Annotated in this window: 11 protein-coding genes and 6 pseudogenes; 9 read left to right on the top strand and 8 right to left on the bottom strand. The window is 51.0% G+C overall.

Annotated elements, in window-relative coordinates; all coding sequences use genetic code 11:
- Positions 1-16: 16 nt before the first annotated feature.
- Complete coding sequence (locus tag ATN88_RS21045; RefSeq protein WP_067419561.1) at positions 17-460, bottom strand: GatB/YqeY domain-containing protein; 444 nt, start codon at positions 458-460, stop codon at positions 17-19.
- A gap of 24 nt (positions 461-484) precedes the next feature.
- The gene (gene rpsU / locus ATN88_RS21050; RefSeq protein ID WP_002537656.1) at positions 485-700 is read right to left on the bottom strand and encodes a 30S ribosomal protein S21; all 216 of its coding nucleotides are present in this window, start codon (positions 698-700) and stop codon (positions 485-487) included.
- A gap of 195 nt (positions 701-895) precedes the next feature.
- Between rpsU and tsaD the strand changes: the two genes are divergently transcribed.
- Positions 896-1915 carry a tRNA (adenosine(37)-N6)-threonylcarbamoyltransferase complex transferase subunit TsaD gene (gene tsaD, locus ATN88_RS21055; RefSeq protein WP_067419562.1) on the top strand — a complete coding sequence of 340 codons (1020 nt, stop codon included), beginning with the start codon at positions 896-898 and terminating at the stop codon, positions 1913-1915.
- A 73-nt stretch (positions 1916-1988) separates the two neighbouring features.
- On the opposite strand, the gene plsY is transcribed toward tsaD, so the two are convergent.
- Entirely contained in the window at positions 1989-2612 is a 624-nt protein-coding gene (plsY, locus tag ATN88_RS21060) for a glycerol-3-phosphate 1-O-acyltransferase PlsY (RefSeq protein ID WP_067419563.1), read from the bottom strand.
- A gap of 185 nt (positions 2613-2797) precedes the next feature.
- On the opposite strand from plsY, the pseudogene folB reads away from it, so the two are divergent.
- From folB to ATN88_RS21075, 3 genes and pseudogenes are all read left to right on the top strand, one after another.
- Positions 2798-3150 (top strand): annotated as a pseudogene (folB, locus tag ATN88_RS21065) (bifunctional dihydroneopterin aldolase/7,8-dihydroneopterin epimerase).
- Positions 3147-3632, top strand: coding sequence for a 2-amino-4-hydroxy-6-hydroxymethyldihydropteridine diphosphokinase (gene folK, locus ATN88_RS21070; protein ID WP_067419564.1), 486 nt, complete (start codon positions 3147-3149; stop codon positions 3630-3632). Before folB ends, folK begins: the two are co-directional and overlap by 4 nt.
- A 19-nt stretch (positions 3633-3651) precedes the next feature.
- Entirely contained in the window at positions 3652-4455 is an 804-nt protein-coding gene (locus ATN88_RS21075) for an undecaprenyl-diphosphate phosphatase (protein WP_067419565.1), read from the top strand.
- A 72-nt stretch (positions 4456-4527) separates the two neighbouring features.
- Here the strand turns inward: ATN88_RS21075 and ATN88_RS21080 are convergent.
- Positions 4528-5767: pseudogene (locus ATN88_RS21080) on the bottom strand (multifunctional CCA addition/repair protein).
- A gap of 161 nt (positions 5768-5928) precedes the next feature.
- Here ATN88_RS21080 and ATN88_RS27850 point away from each other — a divergent pair.
- Together ATN88_RS27850 and ATN88_RS21085 are read left to right on the top strand one after the other, a co-directional pair.
- Positions 5929-6147 carry a hypothetical protein gene (locus ATN88_RS27850; RefSeq protein WP_232313461.1) on the top strand — a complete coding sequence of 73 codons (219 nt, stop codon included), beginning with the start codon at positions 5929-5931 and terminating at the stop codon, positions 6145-6147.
- The gene (locus ATN88_RS21085) at positions 6114-8270 is read left to right on the top strand and encodes a general secretion pathway protein GspB (protein WP_232313462.1); all 2157 of its coding nucleotides are present in this window, start codon (positions 6114-6116) and stop codon (positions 8268-8270) included. Before ATN88_RS27850 ends, ATN88_RS21085 begins: the two co-directional genes overlap by 34 nt.
- Before the next feature lie 79 nt (positions 8271-8349).
- Here the strand turns inward: ATN88_RS21085 and ATN88_RS21090 are convergent, their stop codons facing one another.
- The 3 genes and pseudogenes from ATN88_RS21090 to ATN88_RS21100 form a co-directional block, all read right to left on the bottom strand.
- A complete protein-coding gene (locus ATN88_RS21090; RefSeq protein ID WP_067419566.1) occupies positions 8350-8964 on the bottom strand; it encodes a TIGR04211 family SH3 domain-containing protein in 615 nt (204 codons plus the stop codon).
- 152 nt (positions 8965-9116) lie between these two features.
- Positions 9117-10381: pseudogene (locus ATN88_RS21095) on the bottom strand (inorganic phosphate transporter).
- 59 nt (positions 10382-10440) lie between these two features.
- A complete protein-coding gene (locus ATN88_RS21100) occupies positions 10441-11121 on the bottom strand; it encodes a TIGR00153 family protein (protein ID WP_067419567.1) in 681 nt (226 codons plus the stop codon).
- A 180-nt stretch (positions 11122-11301) separates the two neighbouring features.
- Between ATN88_RS21100 and ATN88_RS21105 the strand changes: the two are divergent.
- From ATN88_RS21105 to glnE, 3 pseudogenes are all read left to right on the top strand, one after another.
- A pseudogene (locus ATN88_RS21105) lies at positions 11302-12827 on the top strand (CYTH and CHAD domain-containing protein).
- A gap of 475 nt (positions 12828-13302) precedes the next feature.
- Positions 13303-14900: pseudogene (locus ATN88_RS21110) on the top strand (methyl-accepting chemotaxis protein).
- A 91-nt stretch (positions 14901-14991) separates the two neighbouring features.
- Positions 14992-17840: pseudogene (gene glnE / locus ATN88_RS21115) on the top strand (bifunctional [glutamate--ammonia ligase]-adenylyl-L-tyrosine phosphorylase/[glutamate--ammonia-ligase] adenylyltransferase).
- Between the two features lie 64 nt (positions 17841-17904).
- On the opposite strand, the gene lpxL reads toward glnE, so the two are convergent.
- The gene (lpxL, locus tag ATN88_RS21120; protein ID WP_067419568.1) at positions 17905-18834 is read right to left on the bottom strand and encodes an LpxL/LpxP family Kdo(2)-lipid IV(A) lauroyl/palmitoleoyl acyltransferase; all 930 of its coding nucleotides are present in this window, start codon (positions 18832-18834) and stop codon (positions 17905-17907) included.
- Positions 18835-18990 lie beyond the last annotated feature (156 nt).

Here is an 18990-nt window from a genome sequence, read left to right on the forward strand (position 1 = left end):
GCAGGTTGGATAAAACTTACGCCAGATTCGCTTTAACGAGTTGGCTGATTTTACCCATGTCAGCACGGCCCTGAACTTGTGGTTTCAGGATGGCCATGATTTTCCCCATGTCTTGCATGGAGCTTGCGCCTGAAGTTGCGATGGCTTCTTTAACCAGAGCATCAACTTCTTCATCGCTGAGTGGCTGTGGCATGAATTCTTCCAATACGGAAATTTCAGCCAATTCCACGTCAGCCAGATCATCACGGCCCGCTGACTGATATTGCGCTACGGAATCACGACGCTGTTTCACCATCTTTGTCATCACTGCCAGCACTTCGTCTTCGTTCAGAGTTTTCTGACCGTCAACTTCTTGCTGTTTAATCGCAGCCATGATCAGGCGGATAGTGCCAAGACGAGGTTTGTCCTTCGCCTTCATCGCCGCTATTTGTTCGCCTTTAAGACGCGCAATCACTTCCATATCGCAATCCTGTATTAATCGTAATTAGTACAGGCGAACGCGACGTGCGTTTTCGCGAGCCAGCTTCTTCAGGTGGCGTTTAACTGCAGCTGCTTTAGCGCGTTTGCGAACGGTAGTCGGCTTTTCGAAGTGCTCACGACGGCGAACTTCAGAAAGGATACCTGCTTTTTCACAAGAGCGCTTGAAGCGACGCAGTGCTACGTCGAATGGTTCGTTTTCACGTACTTTAACTACTGGCATGTGCCTTTCACCTCAGGGGTTATCTAGTTAACGCTGGTGACAAAATGACCAGCTTTGATTAAAAATGGTGCGGAATTCTAATCCGATACATGGGTGCTTGTAAAGCATAACTGGTGAATTTGATCGTGCCCATGTAATATTGCCGCCTGTTTTAGAAAAGACAGAACGAATAGTAACGAAATGAGCTGAGGTGTTATGCGAATTCTGGGCATCGAGACATCGTGCGACGAGACCGGCGTTGCGATTTATGATGATGAAAAAGGGCTACTGGCTCATCAGCTGTACAGCCAGGTAAAGCTGCATGCTGACTACGGTGGCGTGGTTCCAGAGCTGGCATCTCGCGATCACGTGAAAAAGACCATTCCGCTGATCAAAGCGGCGATGGCAGAAGCGAATCTGACACCAGCGGATTTGGATGGCGTGGCTTACACGGCAGGTCCCGGTCTGGTGGGTGCCTTGCTGGTAGGTGCAACCATTGGTCGCAGCCTTGCGTATGCGTGGAATGTCCCTGCTGTTGCGGTTCATCATATGGAAGGTCACCTTCTGGCACCAATGCTGGAAGATAACCCGCCGCCGTTCCCGTTTATCGCGGTGCTGGTATCGGGCGGTCACACCATGCTGGTCGAAGTAAAAGGCATTGGCGAATACCAAATCCTTGGCGAGTCCATTGATGATGCTGCGGGTGAAGCGTTTGATAAGACAGCAAAACTGATGGGCTTGGATTACCCAGGCGGTCCGTTGCTGTCGAAATTGGCAGAGAAAGGTGACAGCAGCCGCTTTACTTTCCCGCGTCCAATGACAAACGTGCCGGGTCTGGACATGAGCTTCTCTGGCCTGAAAACCTTCACGGCAAACACCATCGCAGCAAACGGCAATGATGACCAAACCCGTGCAGACATTGCTCGCGCGTTTGAAGATGCTGTGGTTGATACGCTAGTCATCAAATGTAAGCGCGCCCTGAAGCAGTGCGACATGAAGCGCATTGTGATTGCGGGCGGCGTGAGTGCGAACCGTCACCTTCGCGCTAAGCTGGAAGATCTGGCGAAGTCTATCGGTGGTGAGGTGTATTACCCACGTACTGAGTTTTGTACCGACAACGGCGCGATGATCGCGTACGCGGGCATGCAGCGGCTGAAAAATGGCGAGCACAATGACTTGGGCGTAAAAGCGTTCCCACGCTGGCCGATTGATACCCTTAAGCCTATCAAGGCGTAAGCGTTTCACGAGCAATAAAAAAAGAGGCGACATCGCCTCTTTTTTTGATCCTATCTTTTTATTACACGATTTATTAACTTTCCGCTTCTTCGCTTTCTGCCTGTTTCTTCTTTTTATTCCAAATCTTCTGCTCGCTACCGTTGATGAGTCTTTTAATGTTTTCCTGGTGTCGGAAAATGATAAGACACGACAACATGGCCACAGGCATAGTGAATTGTGGTTTAACCAGCCAAGTGAAAAGCGGTGCGAAAAGCGACGCCAAAATGGCACCGACAGACGAGTAGCCCGTGACAAGAAGGGCTGCTAACCAAGTACCTAACATCATACCGGTGAGATCGAGCCCGATAGGTGCAATGGCACCGAGTGCGGTAGCAACGCCTTTACCACCGCGAAAGTGGAAGAATATAGGGTAGATGTGGCCCAAACAGGCCGCGATACCAATCAGGCCTAGCAGGAATGGGTTGATGCCCATTAAATAGCTTGCCCAGACCGGAATGGTGCCTTTTAGCATGTCGCAAAGAAGGACAAGCCCAGCCGCAAGACGTCCGCCAAGGCGGAACACATTGGTGGCACCTGGGTTACCAGAACCTTGCTCGCGAGGGTCGGGGAGACCGTAAATTCGACAAATAAGGACAGCACTGGAGATCGAGCCCAGAAGGTAGGCAATTACAATCATCAGCATTCCAAGTGCAGTCATTTGGTCTTCCAACGTGAACATTCGCTAGGGCGGCGAGAACTTGCTATAGTTCGCGCACCAGACACAAAGTATCCAATTTATAAGGAATACTTTGTTTCTTTAACGCTAAATTAAAGCGTTAGTTCAGCGATGTTACGTGCTTTTGCGCTTAATGGGTATCCGACCTCTGAATTTTTTGAGTGAACATGGATTTAGTATTTATTGAACAGCTCGAAGTGATCACGACAATCGGTGTGTATGACTGGGAGCAGCAGATCAAACAAAAGTTAGTGTTTGATATCGAAATGGCGCATGACAACAAGCTGCAGCGACAAGCGATGATGTGGCTTATGCATTGGATTACGCCGCTGTCAGTGGTGCGATCATTGATTTGGTTGAAAATGGCCGCTTTTTGCTGGTTGAGCGTGTTGCAGAAGAGATTGCGACGCTGATCCAAGTACAGTTTGGTGTGCCTTGGGTACGCGTAAAAGTCAGCAAGCCTGGCGCCGTGCCACAAGCACGCACTGTAGGTGTTGTGATTGAGCGAGGTACACGGTGACACAAGTTCTGGTGAGTGTAGGGTCGAACATCGAACGTGAGCACCACATCCGCGAAGGGATTGCGGCACTGAAAGAGCTGGATCCGAATTGCCGTTGCTCGCGCATTTTCGAAGCGGTGCCTGTCGGATTCGAAGGGCCTAATTTTTATAACTTGGTGGTTGAGCTGCACACGGATCTGAGCCTTGAGGGCATTATGGATGCGCTGCGCGAGATTGAATCTCGTTGGGGACGTGAGCGTGATGCGATTAAGTTCCGTGACCGTACCTTGGACATTGACTTGCTGACCTACGGCGAGTTGAGCCAGCCAGCAGGGCCAACCTTGCCACGCAAAGACGTGTACAAGTTTGCGTTTACTTTGTGGCCGTTGGCAGAGCTTTGCCCAGAACAAGTGATTCCGGGTGATAACCAAACCTATCAACAGGCGTGGGATGCGTTCAGTGAGGAACAGCCTCTTTGGCCAGTAACAGACTTCTCTTTTTAATATAACTAAGTGAATAACAATGAGTATGTTTGAAGCCTTTGCGCTGGCTTTGATTCAGGGATTGACCGAGTTCTTGCCTGTTTCCAGTTCTGCGCATCTTATTCTTCCGTCAGAAATTCTAGGTTGGCAAGATCAAGGTTTGGCGTTTGACGTGGCTGTTCACGTCGGTACGCTGCTTGCGGTGGTGCTCTACTTCCGCAAAGAAGTGACGCAACTTCTTGGTGCTTTCTTTCGCTCAATTTTCAAAGGTGAGCGTTCGGCAGATGCCACGCTGGCGTGGATGATTGCGCTAGCGACCATCCCGGCGTGTATCTTTGGCCTTTTCATGAAAGACATCATTGAGATTTACCTGCGCTCAGCGTGGGTGATTGCGGCGACCTGTATTATCTTCGGTCTCCTGCTGTGGTGGGTCGATGTCAAAGCCAAGTGCGAGATTGATGAGTACAAGACCACGCCAAAATCGGCGATCTTGATTGGTCTTGCGCAGGCGGCCGCGATGATCCCGGGTACGTCGCGTTCAGGCGCAACCATGACCATGGCACTTTACTTGGGTTACACCCGTGAAGCTGCAGCGCGTTTCTCCTTCCTGATGTCGATTCCAATCATTTTGCTGGCTGGCTCTTACTTAGGGCTGGGTCTGGTGCAAAGTGATACGCCAGTGATGTGGGCACCGATTCTGACGGGTGTTGTGGTGTCATTTGTCAGTGCATACATCTGTATTCACTGGTTCTTGAAACTTGTCACCACCATGGGCATGAAGCCGTTCGTGATTTACCGCGTACTGCTTGGTGTGGCACTGGCTGTGTTCCTCGCCACCCAATAAGTCAGGCGAAATAGCCATAAAAAAACGCTGCACAAGGGCAGCGTTTTTTGTTTCTGCAAATTGTCGCCAGACTTACTCAGGTTTGTGCGGTCTTTCTACTGCAAGAAAGGTTTTTACCGCGTCAATGCGTCGGTTAGTTAACTCTTCTCGAATCGCTGGGCCTTTAAAGCTTCTGCCACAATCGGTTTTACGTCAACCTGACTTGCTGCATCAAACGCCCCTAGCAGCCAATGAGCTTGCGGGTACTCTCTTTCTTCAAACCCGGTGCGACCTTGGTGGTCAGCTTGACTGGCAATCGCGAGTTGCGGCACTTTCTCTGGCTTTCGCCAGCAATCGTTGCGGTCAAACATCTTCACAAAGGTGGCGGCTTTGAGCTCACCCGCGTTATGAACGTTGGTGTGTTCGGCGCAAACGAGCAGAGCTGCATCGCGGTAGGCATTCGGCACGCGAATTCGCTCACACAAGGCTTTGATAGGCTTAAGGCCAAGTTTGGTGTGCAGCTTGTGGCTTGGCCATTCCGATTCCGGTGTCAGCCTTTGCCCAAATCATGCACTTGCGCGGCAAAACGAATAACAGGATCGTCGGACAGTTTTGTTGCCTGCTCGGCCACCATCAAGGTGTGAATACCGGTATCAATTTCTGGGTGCCATTGCTCAGGTTGAGGAACGCCAAACAAGCAATCGATTTCAGGTAATACAACGGCCAGTGCGCCACACTCTCGCAGGACCTTCAGAAACACTTCAGGGTTTTGGTACGACAGTGACTTTTCCCACTCCTTCCACACACGTTCTGCGGTCAAGGCGGCCAACTCACCGCTGTCGGCAATCTCGCGCATCAAGGTCATGGTCTCGGGTGCGACTGTAAAGCCCAAGTGCGCAAAGCGCGCAGCGAAGCGGGCAACACGCAACACGCGCAGCGGATCTTCGACAAACGCCGGGGAGACGTGGCGAAGCAAGCGATTTTCTAGATCAGCCTGACCACCGTAAGGGTCAACCAAGGTGCCATCTTTGGCTTCTGCCATCGCGTTAACGGTGAGGTCACGTCGCTGCAAGTCCTCTTCGAGCGTTACGTCAGGCGTGAAGTCGCAAACAAAGCCAGTGTAGCCTTTGCCGGATTTACGCTCTGTACGTGCAAGGGCATATTCCTCGTGGGTTTTCGGGTGCAAGAACACCGGAAAATCGGAGCCGACTTGCTGGTAGCCAGCATTGAGCATGGTGTCGATGTCTGCGCCGACCACCACCCAGTCTTTGTCCTTTACGTCCAGCCCGAGCAGTTTGTCTCGCACTGCGCCGCCAACAAGATAAGTATTCACAATTCAATCCAATACATGATCGATAATGGAAGTATGATATACCCATCTGCCCCATCGGTGCGAACCTGTGCTCGAATAGGGTGTCTCAGCTTTACAAGCATTTACCGCCAATATACGGTGACGGATTGGCGAAAAGGGATTAAGGACTCAGAGAAAGCCCCATGTATCAAGACTTCTTCAGGCTATCAGAATCACCGTTTGCAATCGTGCCAAACCCCAAGTTCTACTTCTTGAGTGAGCGACACAAAGAGGCACTTAGCCATGTGTTATCTGGCATTGAAGACGGCGGCGGTCTGGCACTTTTGACCGGGGAAGTGGGGACGGGCAAAACCACCACCATGAAGCATTGCTTGGGCGACTGCCAGAGCAAAGCCAAGTAGCCACCATCCTTAACCCAAGCATTTCTGTGTTGGAGTTGATGCAAACCCTGTGTGATGAACTGGGTATTGCTTATCAGCCTGAGGATGGCTTTAAAGCCCTCAATGATGCGATTTCTGCCAAGCTTTACGACAACGATGCCAATGGTATTCAGACCGTTCTTCTGGTGGATGAAGCGCAACATCTGATGCCAGATGTTCTGGAGCAGCTTCGCCTTCTGACCAACATCGAAACGGCAAACCGCAAACTGCTTAAAGTCATTTTGATCGGCCAGCCTGAGCTGCAACAACTGCTACGCCAGCCCCAGCTTCGTCAGCTTGCGCAGCGCATTACCGCTCGCTACCACTTGATGCCGTTGGTCACGGAGGAAGTCCGTCAGTACATTCTTCACCGCCTAAGCTGCGTGGGTCGTCTCGACAAATTGTTCGATGACGGAGCCATCAAGGTTATCGCCAGAGAGACAGGCGGTGTGCCACGCTTGATTAACCTTGCCTGTGACCAGTCCTTAAAGCTTGCCTATCGCGCGTCAAAGCAAACGGTGTCAGCGAAGATTGCCACGCAAGCGTGCAAAGACGTACTTGAGTGGCAAGATATGGCGACGCCACAAGCCAGCAATGGTGGACGCTATTGGCCGTATTACGTGGGTGCCATTGGGGGCGCAGCATTGTTGGCAGTAGCAATTCGATTTGGCTTAAGTGGCGAGGAGCCACCTGTTTTGGCCAGCGCACCCGTCACGCAGCCCCAGACGGTGGTTGAGGTTGTGCCGGTGTCGCCAAACTCGGTTGCAGCTCCCGTTACCGACGTTACTGTTGTTAATACGCCAACGGCTAATGAGCCTTTGGTTGCCACGCCAGTCCCACCTGAGACCCGCTCTCCGATGGCGGAAACCGCGCCTGCAAACGTGGTTGTTGCAGAGCCTACTGCGCCAGAGACCTTGTCTTTTGGCTCGCTGGTGAGCCAAAGCCTCAGTGCAGGCTCAGCCATGCAATCGCTTTATAAGCTTTGGGGCTTTGATGCCGATGTGCTGGCGGCGAGCTGTTCAACCGATGTCCGTGGCGACTTGGCCTGTTACAAGAGCAAGCTGCCGTTTGATCAACTGATGACGATCAACCGCCCTGCAGTATTGGCGATGAACGGCCCAGAAGGGCGCAGCTGGTTCACCTTGATGACAGGGAAAGGACAGGGACAGATTGAACTGCTGTCTGGCGATCAGCGCGTGTTGGTGAGCGAAGACTTCTTAAAGCAATACTGGAGTGGTGAAGCCCTTATCCTCTGGCGTCCGCCGCTGGGTAACAGCGCGGCGATTAAATCCGGTCAACGTGGTGAACGTGTTCGCTGGCTGGATCAGCGATTGAATTTGGTGCTTGGTAATACCGATCCGGTCTCGAACCGATTTGGCTCAACCCAGCGATCTAAAGTGCGAGAGTTTCAACGCTCAAACGGGCTGGATGCAGATGGTATTCCGGGGCCAATTACCTTTATGGTGTTGGACTCTGTTCTGGAAATGCCGGGGCCAACACTGACAACGAGTATTGATGCAACAGCCAATGAACGTGCTCTTATCAACGAGGGAAGCATTGTTGCCCTGCCGGAGACGGACTTGTTTACGCTGGCACTTAAACCCTTGCCGCAGGTGGTTTACCAAGAGGTAGTAGAAAAAACGCCAAGTACACCCAAAGAGCCAGAGGTTGTGACCATTTCATCCGGTACCATTGAAGCCTCTGAGCAGGCAAAAGCGCGCCAAGTGGATACGAGCGAGCTGACACTGGAAGACTTGGACCTTTCGGTATTGTCTCCAGAGCTGGCATTGAAAGTGGAATCGGCCATGAGTGCTGATAAGTCACGCGGGTTAGATGCAAAGCTTGAGCGCGCGCAGCCTGAGCAAAATGTGGTGTCGATTTCAGACATTCCGTCTGACATGCTAAACCGACTGCCGAAGCTGGATTTTCAAACCCATATTTATGCCTCAAATGAGAGCTCGCGTTGGGTGAAAGTGAATGGCACTGATTCGCGCGAAGGAGAGTTTATCGCTGATGGTGTGTTGCTTCGTGGCATTGAACCGCAGCAGGTGGTGGTGCAATTTGAAGATGCGTTGATTGCGATTCCTGCGCTGACGACGTGGTAACCATCACCCAACATATCGCTATATAACAGACAAAAATAAAGCCGCTTTCGCGGCTTTATTTTTTATGAAGCGTGAGAGCTTATGCCCAACCGTTGTTACGTTTCTTACGACGTGGGATCAGGTGAGGCAGGATCAGACCAAACAGCAGACCACCGCCAGCAACCATACCGCCGTACATGAAGTAGCGCATCAGCAGGTCATCTTTTTGGGTGTCGATACGTGCGCGCAGCTCGCGGATTTCGGTTTGCGCGTCGATCAGTTTCTGGTTCAGTTCACTGGTGTGTGATTCCAACTCTTTTACTTGAGAGTTACGCTGATCCAGAGACTCAATCAGCCCCTTGGTTTTTGCTTCCGCGTCGCCTTGTGCGCTTGCCAGAGCCGTCTTAACTTGCGTTAGCTCTTCTTCCAGCGCAGGTACGCGCGTTTTAAGGCCTGGTTGATTAGTGACGAACTTGGTTTCAACCCAACCTTTACGGCCGCGCTCATCAAGAACTTGTGTGTATCCAGCACCCTTATTGCGATCAACCACTGTCACTTTCGCGCCGGCATCGACACTACCAATGATGCGGAACTGAGTGCCCGGACCTGAATGCATGTAAGTGAAAAGCTCATCAGAGATGTAATTGTCCTGCGCATTCGCAGCTGGCGCAGCAAGCACCATCAAAACGGCTAGGGCAGAAAAAAGTCGCTTCACGGGTTATTCCTTTGGTTGGTCGTGAGAATATTTTTTTAGGTAACAAATACTAAAAAATTTTGGGGTTCAGGTACAACAAAAGGGAGGCGAAACCTCCCTTTTTTGACCAAAGGCTGACATCGCTGCACGAAAACGTGACGGAAATGCCTTTCTTATGCCCCGAACGCTGCTTTCATCACGTAGAAGAAGATGACAGCAAGCAGTGCACCCGCAGGCAGTGTTACTACCCAAGATGCCACAATGTTACGTACCACACCCAGATTCAGTGCGCCGATACCACGAGCGAAACCTACACCCAGTACCGCACCAACCAGTGTTTGCGTGGTTGAGATTGGCAGGCCAGTACCTGAAGCCAGTACAACGGTAGATGCGGTTGCCAGCTGCGCTGCAAAACCACGGCTAGGCGTCAGTTCAGTGATACCTGTACCAACCGTTGCCATTACCTTGTGACCCAGTGTTGCCAGACCTACAACGATACCAATACCGCCCAGTGGCAGAATCCACCAAGCAATGGTGCTTTTCTCAGCAACCTGACCCATGTGCTCAACCGTAGATACGATTGCAGACAAAGGACCAATCGCATTCGCCACGTCGTTAGAACCGTGTGCAAACGCCATCGCACATGCCGTTACCACCATCAGCAGGCTAAATACACGCTCTACACCTTGGTAGCCGTTTTCGCTCGCTGAATCGTCTTTGTATTTGCGGCCGATGTACACATAACCAAATGCCATCACCAGTGCCGAAATCACGACAGAGACCAGCACAGCTTCGTTGGTGGTCAGGTGAAGCCCCACATGCTTCAGGCCTTTTTTGATGGTCACCAGCGCGATGATCATCGAGGTCAGGAACATGTAAACAGGGACAAAACGTTTGGCATTGATAAGCGGCTTGTCGGTATCAAAAATGAGTCGCTGTGCGCTCACGAAAATAACATATGCAAAGACACCGGAGATCAACGGCGTGACAATCCAGCTGCCGACGATGCCTGAACAGAGCTCCAGTCAACCGCTTCAGTGCCTACAGAGACGCAAGCGAAACCGATGATCGCACCGATAATAGAGTGCGTAGTCGATACCGGCCAGCCCATGAAAGACGCAAGCAGCAGCCAAGAACCTGCTGCCAGCAGGGCTGACATCATGCCGTAAACCAGAATTTCTGGTTGATGGGCGTAGAGTGAGGTTTCAATAACACCTTTACGAATGGTGTCTGTCACTTCACCACCGGCCAAGTATGCGCCGGCAAATTCGAAAATCATCGCGATGATGATTGCTTGTTTAACGGTAAGTGCTTTCGAACCTACCGAGGTGCCCATCGCATTGGCAACGTCGTTTGCACCAATACCAATAGCCATCATGAAACCAAAAGCAGCCGCCACCAAAATAATAATGGTGCCGTAATTCGCTAGGATTTCCATTGTGTTACCTTGTTGTTTTGTTAGAGCCTAAGCACGTTTTCTTTGTGTGTGCTTAAGGGCTATGAACGAGACAGCATCAGTTCTAGTCGAGAACCAACACGTTGTGCCTGATCAGCGATTGCGCCGACCCATTCCAGAATTTTGTACAGGAACATCACATCGACCGGGTTGTATTGGTCTTCGATTGACATGAGTTTCTGACGCAATTGGATCTGCATTGAATCAGTATCGTCTTCAATGGTATCCAGCTGGTGGATCATTTCTTCAACCAGCGTGACTTCACGTCCCTTAAAGCCAGTTTCTAACAGTTCATCCAATTCACTGATGACACGTCGAGCTTGATCAGCTGCATCAAGGCAACGCTGCACGTAGGCAACAAAATCGACGTAAAGGAGGGATGGTATTTGGAGCTTGCGACCGATAACGCGGCCAGCAATGTCTTTTGCCAGGTTGGCAAGTTTGTCTTGTTGTGTGAGGAGGTCGAGCATGTCTGTGCGGTCGACAGGGAGGAAGAGACCGCGAGGAAGTTTGAGGCGAATTTCGCGTTTTAGCGTATCCGCTTCTTTCTCAATCGTGGAGATCTCATGGCGTAGTTGCTCTGCACGTTCCCAGTCGCCTTTCTCACACGCTTCGAAGAAAGGAACTAGCAGCGCACAACAGTCGTTTACGCGACTCACATGTCTTTGCAAAGGTTTCAAAGGGCTCTTTGCAAACAGCCCAATAATTGTATTTACTGGCATAGCCGTATCTACCTAAAAAGCCGCCCCCGAAAGGTTGGCTAAAATTCACACGATGGTGTTTAGGCCGCGAATGTTATCGCAATCACATTTGTAATGATACCGTTTCAGATCAATGAAAGACGCTTGCTCGTCTAAGCAATTCCCCATATCCTTGTTCTGCTATTGATTATGGGCCCCTTTATGGAAACTGAGATAGAGTTAAAATTTTTTGTCTCTTCAGATTTTTCACGCCAAATTCGAGACAAAATCTCCGACCTAAAGGTATTGCAGCAACGTCAACGACAGCTAGGCAATATCTACTACGACACCTCGGACTTTCTTTTGCGTCAACATGATATCGGTCTCCGCGTGAGACGTTATGACGACGTGTACGTTCAAACCTTGAAGACAGCCGGGCGCGTGGTTGCAGGTCTTCATCAGAGACCCGAGTACAACGCAGAGCTTGAAACGCCGGTTCCTGATCTCTCACTTATCCCTGAGGATGCATGGCCTGAAGGGCTAGATGTTGAGGCACTTAGCACTCAGCTGAATCCTTTGTTCTCTACAGATTTTGAGCGTCAGCAGTGGCTTCTCGCCATGCCTGACAGCAGCCAAGTTGAGCTGGCTTTCGACAGTGGTGAAGTCACCACAGAAGCGGGCGGCTACGACCCAATTTGCGAAGTGGAAATCGAGCTGAAGTCGGGTCAAACCGACGCGCTATTTGTGCTGGCACGTGAGCTGGCAGAAAACGGTGGCTTGCGTTTGGGTAACCTGAGCAAAGCCGCACGTGGTTACCGTTTGGCAACCGACTACCAAGGCGATGCAGTGACACCACTGACCATTGTGCAGGTAAACAGCCAAATGTCTGCTGAGCAGGCGTTTGTGAAGGTGCTTGAGCATGCGCTTGAGCATTGGCATTACCACGAGCAGATTTATGTTGAGCGTCCTGAGCAGGAAGCGATTTTTGAAATCTGCAATGCAGTGGGACTGATCCGTCAGGCATTGTCACTCTACGGTGGGCTGATCCCACGTCGCGCAAGTGCACTGCTTCGCCAAGAGCTTCAATGGCTGGAAGGCGAGTTGAGCTGGATTTACGAGTCGCGCTCGATTGAGCGTCTTTGTGAAGATAAAGGCTACTTCCTACGTAAGCTCAATGCACAGAAGCAGCTTCGTCAGAAACTCGAAGCGCGTTACGAAGCGTTGCCAGAGCGCAGTGAAGTGCTCGAGCTGCTTCACTCCTCGCGTTACTGCAACCTGCTACTGGATCTGAGTCGCTGGATTTTGACCCGAGGTTGGCAGCCATTCTTGGATGACAAATCCCGTGAAAAGTTGGCTGAACCAATCCGCAACTTTGCAAACCGTTCGCTCGCCCAATCTTGGGAAGAACTGCTAAGCGTGTTTGCTGTTAACAACGAGCTGGATCGTTTCGGTTATCTGGATCAACTGCCGCGTTTGAATCGCAACTTGCTTTCAGGTTGTTGCGTGGCGTCGCTTTACGATGTCGAAGATCGTGAAACTTTCCGTCTGCCATGCTGGATCTTCTGCAAGGTATCGAGGATATCATGCTGCTTGAGCCTGTTCGTTCGCTGGTGGATGATGAAGATATCGAGGAAGACGATCGCGCCCAGATTGAGAAATGGCTGAGAAGGAAAGAAGAGTCCTTGTTACATGCCATGATGCAAAGCCGCCAAATCGGCTTGACGCTCGACCCATATTGGGACATCTAATCGTAGAAAAAGCACCGTAAGGTGCTTTTTTCTTATCTGAAGCAGAGTGCTTGGCTGCCGAGCTTTATAGATATCTGCTTCGAACATGGCCTTTCACTTTCCCTTGCTGACCTACCAAGCTGTCTACCTGCGAAGACACTTTTTTGCAGATTGGTGATTTTGTTAACATTTATTAAAAAAATAGTCTTTATCAACACCATAAAATCCATACAAACGTCGATGTCTTTCTCGCCGAATGAGGTATAAAGGAAACCGCTTCCCAATATTGAGATTTTGGAGCACGAGCTCAAAACCGGGAGTGATTGAATTCAATACCGAATCAGACAGCCGATCCAGCTCCCACTTTTTGTCGCCGCTTGTTGGCGTGTATTCAATTCTTGGGTCGATGTGCCGATTAAATAGACGTACACATTATTGCTTGCGTTCCCGACGCTGATGCGGGGATTTCGTATCAATATCAAGGAGATTACTAAGAATGTCCCAGATGATATTCAAGCCTTGGGAAAAGGCTATCAGTAACATAAAGCTCGTTCCCAAACTGGTTTTGCTGATGGTGTTTAGTACCGTCCTTCTCAGCGCAAAGCAGCTGTGGGATGCGAATACCTTCCGTGATTCTGTCACACAAGTTACGGAGTCCAACAGCCGTAGCCTCGCGGTTCGAAGCGCAGAGCTTAGCCGAGAGCTGTTAGCTCAGCCTGATGGCAAAATTCTCCTTGAGCGCGTCTTGAATGCAGAAAACGCCACCAGTCAGGAAAATGACTACGTCTTCATGGTCAACAAGAACAGTGGTGAGGTACTCGGACACCCTCGTATCGCCGACTTTGATGGTTTAAACCTGCCACTCGAAAACGGCAACATGCTGTCAGAGCAGCTTCGCAATGAAAGTGGCGAGTTTATCTATCACCTTCAATCTGAAGCGCGTCACGGGATTGTGGTGCCTGTGTCAGGCACAGATTGGGTGAGCATTGCCTCAACACCGGACTCGGCGGCAAGCAACTATTATCAAGCCTATCTCACGCAAGTGGTTTGGCAGACGTTGGCAATGATTGTGGCTTCATGGTGATCTTGCTGGGTGCATCGAGCATGATGCTGCGTCAGATTAACTACCTGATTAACGGTATTCGCAACATGGCGGGTAAGAACTTGAGCGTGCCCATCGAAATGGATTGTCGCGATGAGTTCGGTGAGCTTGCCAGAGAACTTGAGAAAACCCGTTACCAATTGGCGGGCGTGATCAAAGCGCAGCGTAGCTCGTCAGAAGAGCTGTCTGAGATTGCTGAAGTCATGACTATCAGCATGGATGAAACCCGAGAGTCAGCCAAAGAGCAATTTGGTGAGATTGACCAATTGGCATCGGCGATGAGCGAAATGTCTTCCACGGTACAAGAAGTGGCAGGTCATGCGCGTGCGGCGTCCCAAGCAACCGAAAGCTCTCGCGAGCAGGCGATTGCCGGTCAACAGTATGTGGCGAACACCATAGGCACGATCAACAAGCTGTCTCAGGACATTCGTGATTCAGCGGGTGTGGTCAACCAAGTTGAAGAGCGCGTAGAGAAAATCAGCTCTGTGGTAGTGACCATCCAAGGTGTTTCTGAGCAAACCAACCTGCTGGCATTGAACGCAGCAATTGAAGCGGCGCGTGCTGGTGAAGCGGGCCGTGGTTTTGCGGTGGTTGCTGATGAAGTGCGTAACTTGGCGCAAAACACCCAGAAAGCGACGGTGGAAATTCAAGAGATGATCACCCAGCTGCAATCAGCGGCGCAGCAAGCCGTTGGCTTGATGGAGCAAAGCGTGATTGAAGCGGAGCAAAGCGTTGAGTCTGTGAGCAAAGCGGGTGAAGAGTTGAACCTGATTGTCACGCAGATTGACCAAATCAACGACATGAACTTCCACATTGCGTCTGCAGCAGAACAACAAGCGTCTGTTGCTGATGAGATGAACGCTAACCTTACCAACGTACGTGAGATTGTTCAGGCGTCGGTGATGGTAGTAACAGAGCTTGCCGAGACATCGGGCAGCATGCAAAACAACGCGGCGGAACTTGATCTGAAAATCAAAGAGTTTGCCGTGTAGACGCTACACAGAAATCGGAAGCCCACTCCATGAGTGGGCTTTTTTTATGGTATTTTAGGTGGAAATGTTCAGGCAATAGGAAACGGAACACATGGCGTTGCCCACGGAATTGGAAGCTGCGTGACACGCAGAATGGAACAGCTTGAAGAGCGACAGGCTGAAAACTTGGCGCAGTGGCAAGGCGAAGCGAGAGAGACCTTGTCCCGAACCCTTGCGCTAAGTGATTTTATCGCTGAGTCCATCATTCACGATGAGACCTTGTTGCCTTGGTTGCTAGAACGCCAAGTGCCTAAGCTTCGTGCTCCGCATTACCGCAAAAAACTTAAAGCCATTTTGGACACCCAATCCGATGAAAATGGCTTGATGCGAGAATTGCGTCGATTCCGTCGCCGTGAAATGTCCTGGCTCGCTTGGCATGATTTCAACAACACGCTGACCTTGGATGACAGCCTGTCTCATATCTCCAAGTTGGCAGAAGCATGATCATGGAAGCGTATGGCTGGCTTTACACCAAATGCTGCGCGGAGTGGGGAACGCCTTGCGATGCTGAGGGGAATCCGCAGCCAATGTTGATCCTCGGTATGGGGAAATTAGGCGGTGGCGAGCTTAACTTCTCATCTGATATCGACCTTATCTTCACCTACCAGAGAACGGGGAAACGCAGGGCGCGCGCCGCAGTATTGCTAATGCGCAGTTCTTTACCCGTTTGGGACAACGTCTTATCAAAGCGTTAGACCAACAAACCTATGACGGCTTCTGTTACCGCGTCGACATGCGTCTTCGTCCGTTCGGTGACAGTGGTCCTCTGGTCATGAGCTTTGCCGCGTTAGAAGATTACTACCAAGAGCAAGGGCGTGATTGGGAACGTTACGCCATGATCAAAGCGCGCGTGATGGGCAAAGAACAGTTTGCTTGTTACCAAACCTTGCGCCAGTTGCTGCGCCCTTTCGTATTCCGCCGCTATATCGACTTCAGTGCCATTCAATCGCTACGCCGTATGAAAGCCCTGATCCGAAGCGAAGCGCGTCGTCGAGGGGTGAACAACAACATCAAAATTGGTGCGGGCGGTATTCGAGAGATTGAGTTTATCGCCCAGTCTTTTCAGCTCATCCGTGGTGGGCGCGATCCGATCCTTCGAAAGCGCGGCCTTTTCATCACACTGGAAGCCATTCGCGAACTCGCCTTGTTGCCTGAAGCCGACGTGGATACTTTGGAAGCCTCGTATCGCTATTTGCGTCGCCTGGAGAACTTGCTGCAGGCTATCGATGATAAGCAAACCCAAACGCTACCAGACACGCCAAGGGATCAATGGCGCTTGGCGGTTGCCATGGGCGAGGAAAACTGGGAACAACTCATGGATACCCTTGGCCAGCACATGGCCGGCGTCCATGGCATCTTTGATGCTCTGATCGGTGATGAGGATGAAGGTGAAGACGAGCAGATCTCACCAGACTTTCGAGTGATCTGGGATGCTGCGCGCGATCCTGAATTGGTCGAGAAGATCCTGTCCGATATGTCTGCACCGAATGCGGAAGACAATGCGAAAGCTTTGTTGAGGTTCAAAGAAGAGTTGGCGAAACGCACGCTGGGCCCTCGCGGCCGTGAAGTGATGAATCGCCTGATGCCAGTGCTTTTAAGCCACATAGTGTGTCGTGAAGATGGCAGTGTAGTGTTAGCGCGCATCATCAAGCTTTTGATGCGTATCGCGACAAGAACCACGTATCTTGAACTCTTGGATGAGCACCACGGTGCAATTGTGCAGTTGGTTCGCCTTTGCAGTGCGAGCCCGATGGTTGCGGATCAGCTAGCGAGCTATCCGATCCTGCTCGATGAGCTATTGGATCTGCAGCATCTCTATAACCCGACCCCGTTCGAAGAATACGGCAACGAGTTGTTTGAGTTTCTCGCGCGTATCCCAGAAGAGGATATGGAGCAACAGATGGAGATGATCCGTCAATACAAGCAAACCCAGTTGCTGCGCATTGCGGCCGCAGACATCGCAGGCGTGTTGCCTGTGATGAAAGTGAGCGACCATCTGACGTATCTCGCGGAGGCCATTGTCGGCGCGGTCGTGAATCAGGCGTGGTATCAGATGGTGTCGAAATACGGTCAGCCATCTCACCTTGCTGGGCGCAATGGTCGCGGCTTCGGCGTGGTCGGTTATGGAAAGGTCGGCGGCATTGAGCTCGGCTACGGTTCTGACTTGGACGTGGTCTTTCTGCATGACTGCCCGGAAAACGTGTATACCGACGGGCCAAAAGAAATCGATGGTCGCCAGTTCTATCTGCGTTTGGCTCAGCGTATTGTCCATTTGTTCTCGACTCGCACTGCATCAGGTGTGCTTTATGAGATTGATACCCGTCTGCGTCCGTCCGGTGCGTCTGGCATGTTGGTGACCACGGTCGATGCCTTTGAAGATTATCAGAACAAGGAAGCGTGGACGTGGGAGCACCAAGCTTGGTGCGCGCACGAATGATCTACGGCGATGCCGCCTTGCAACAAGGCTTTGCCAAAGTACGCAAGTCGGTGCTGACCAAGGCGCGCGATGTTGACCAGCTAAGACAAGACGTGGCTGACATGCGCGTTAAAATGCGCGACCACCTCGGCAGTAAACAGGCAGATAAATTCCATATCAAACAAGATCCCGGCGGTATCACGGATATTGAATTCATCACCCAATATCTGGTGCTGGCTAACAGCCATGATGAGCCAGCTTTAACGCGTTGGAGTGATAACGTCAGGATCTTAGAAGACATGGCGCAAGCGGGCATTGTGAGTACACCGCAAGCGTTAGCGTTGCGCGATGCGTATGTGCTAATGCGCGATGAAATCCATCGTCTCAATCTGCTGGATGCATCCGTGGAAGTGGCGGACAGCGAGTTTACGGCGCAAAGAGACGTGGTGCGCGAGGCGTGGTCAATGTGGATGCAATCGAAGTAAGCTCAAACAGATAAACACAAAAAAGGCGCATGATGCGCCTTTTTTCTTGTCTGCCAGGGAGCTATCAATCATACAGTGATGGTTCGCCTTCAGGGCGGCTCTTGAAGCGGCGATGAAGCCACATGTATTGCTCTGGCGCGCGCATAATTGAACGTTCGACGAACTTATTGGTGTAGACCGCTGATGCTTCCGCATCATCGTAAGGGAAAGCTTCCATCGGTGGATCGAAGGTCAGCGTATAACCTGTGCCATCTCGGTCTCTCGTAAAGCTTGCAGAGCTGACGAGGCAATGACTTGCGTGAGCAAGAAGGTGAGTGCCAGTTGTGGTACAGGCTTTCTCTACCGCAAAGAAAGGTGCCCACGCATAACGGTGCCGACCGTAGTCATGGTCCGGTGCATACCAAACAAACTCACCTTCACGAAGACGACGGATCATTTGCTTTACGTCACGTCGCTCGATGAGTGAGTTCTCTCGACCACGTCCTCGATATTGGAACCAATCGTACACCGGGTTGGTGTTTGGGCGATAAACGCCATGGCCCGGAGTATGAAGGCCGAATGCACGACAGCCCAACTCCAGATTAAAAGAGTGAACGGCGGTAACCAAAACACCTCTTCCTTCTGCTTTGAGCTTTTCAATTTGCTCGAATCCCACGTATTTGACGTGCTTTTTCACTCGCCATGCCGGCCAGAACCATGCCATGCAAGTTTCAAAAAAGGCGAGGCCCATGTGCTCAAAGTTTTCGCGCAGCAGTGTTTCACGCTCTGCTCCTGTCATTTCAGGGAAACATAGCTCTAGGTTACGCTTGGCTATTTTTTTGCGGCTTTTGAAAAACTTCATAATAAGAAGTCCCAACTTTTTGCCTAAAAAGCGTTGCGTGCGGTACGGCAACCAACTCAGAAGGAACATTAAGCCAATGCCGATCCAAGTATGGAGATACTTTGGATGCAGAAACGACCATTGAAACGTTGGTGCGTCAGATTTGCTACTCATGACAGTTCGGTATTTCCTATCAAATATGCGAGTAAATTAAGGGCGTTATTGTATACCGAAATGTGGCTGTTATGCATATTTCAGTGACGCCAGAGAGCCTAATGTCAATTGTTAGACAGGAAAGGTTCAGGAGCGAACCCGTACGGCTGTTGCTTT

The sequence above is a fragment of the Enterovibrio coralii genome, from assembly GCF_001559595.1.
Lineage (GTDB): Bacteria > Pseudomonadota > Gammaproteobacteria > Enterobacterales > Vibrionaceae > Enterovibrio > Enterovibrio coralii.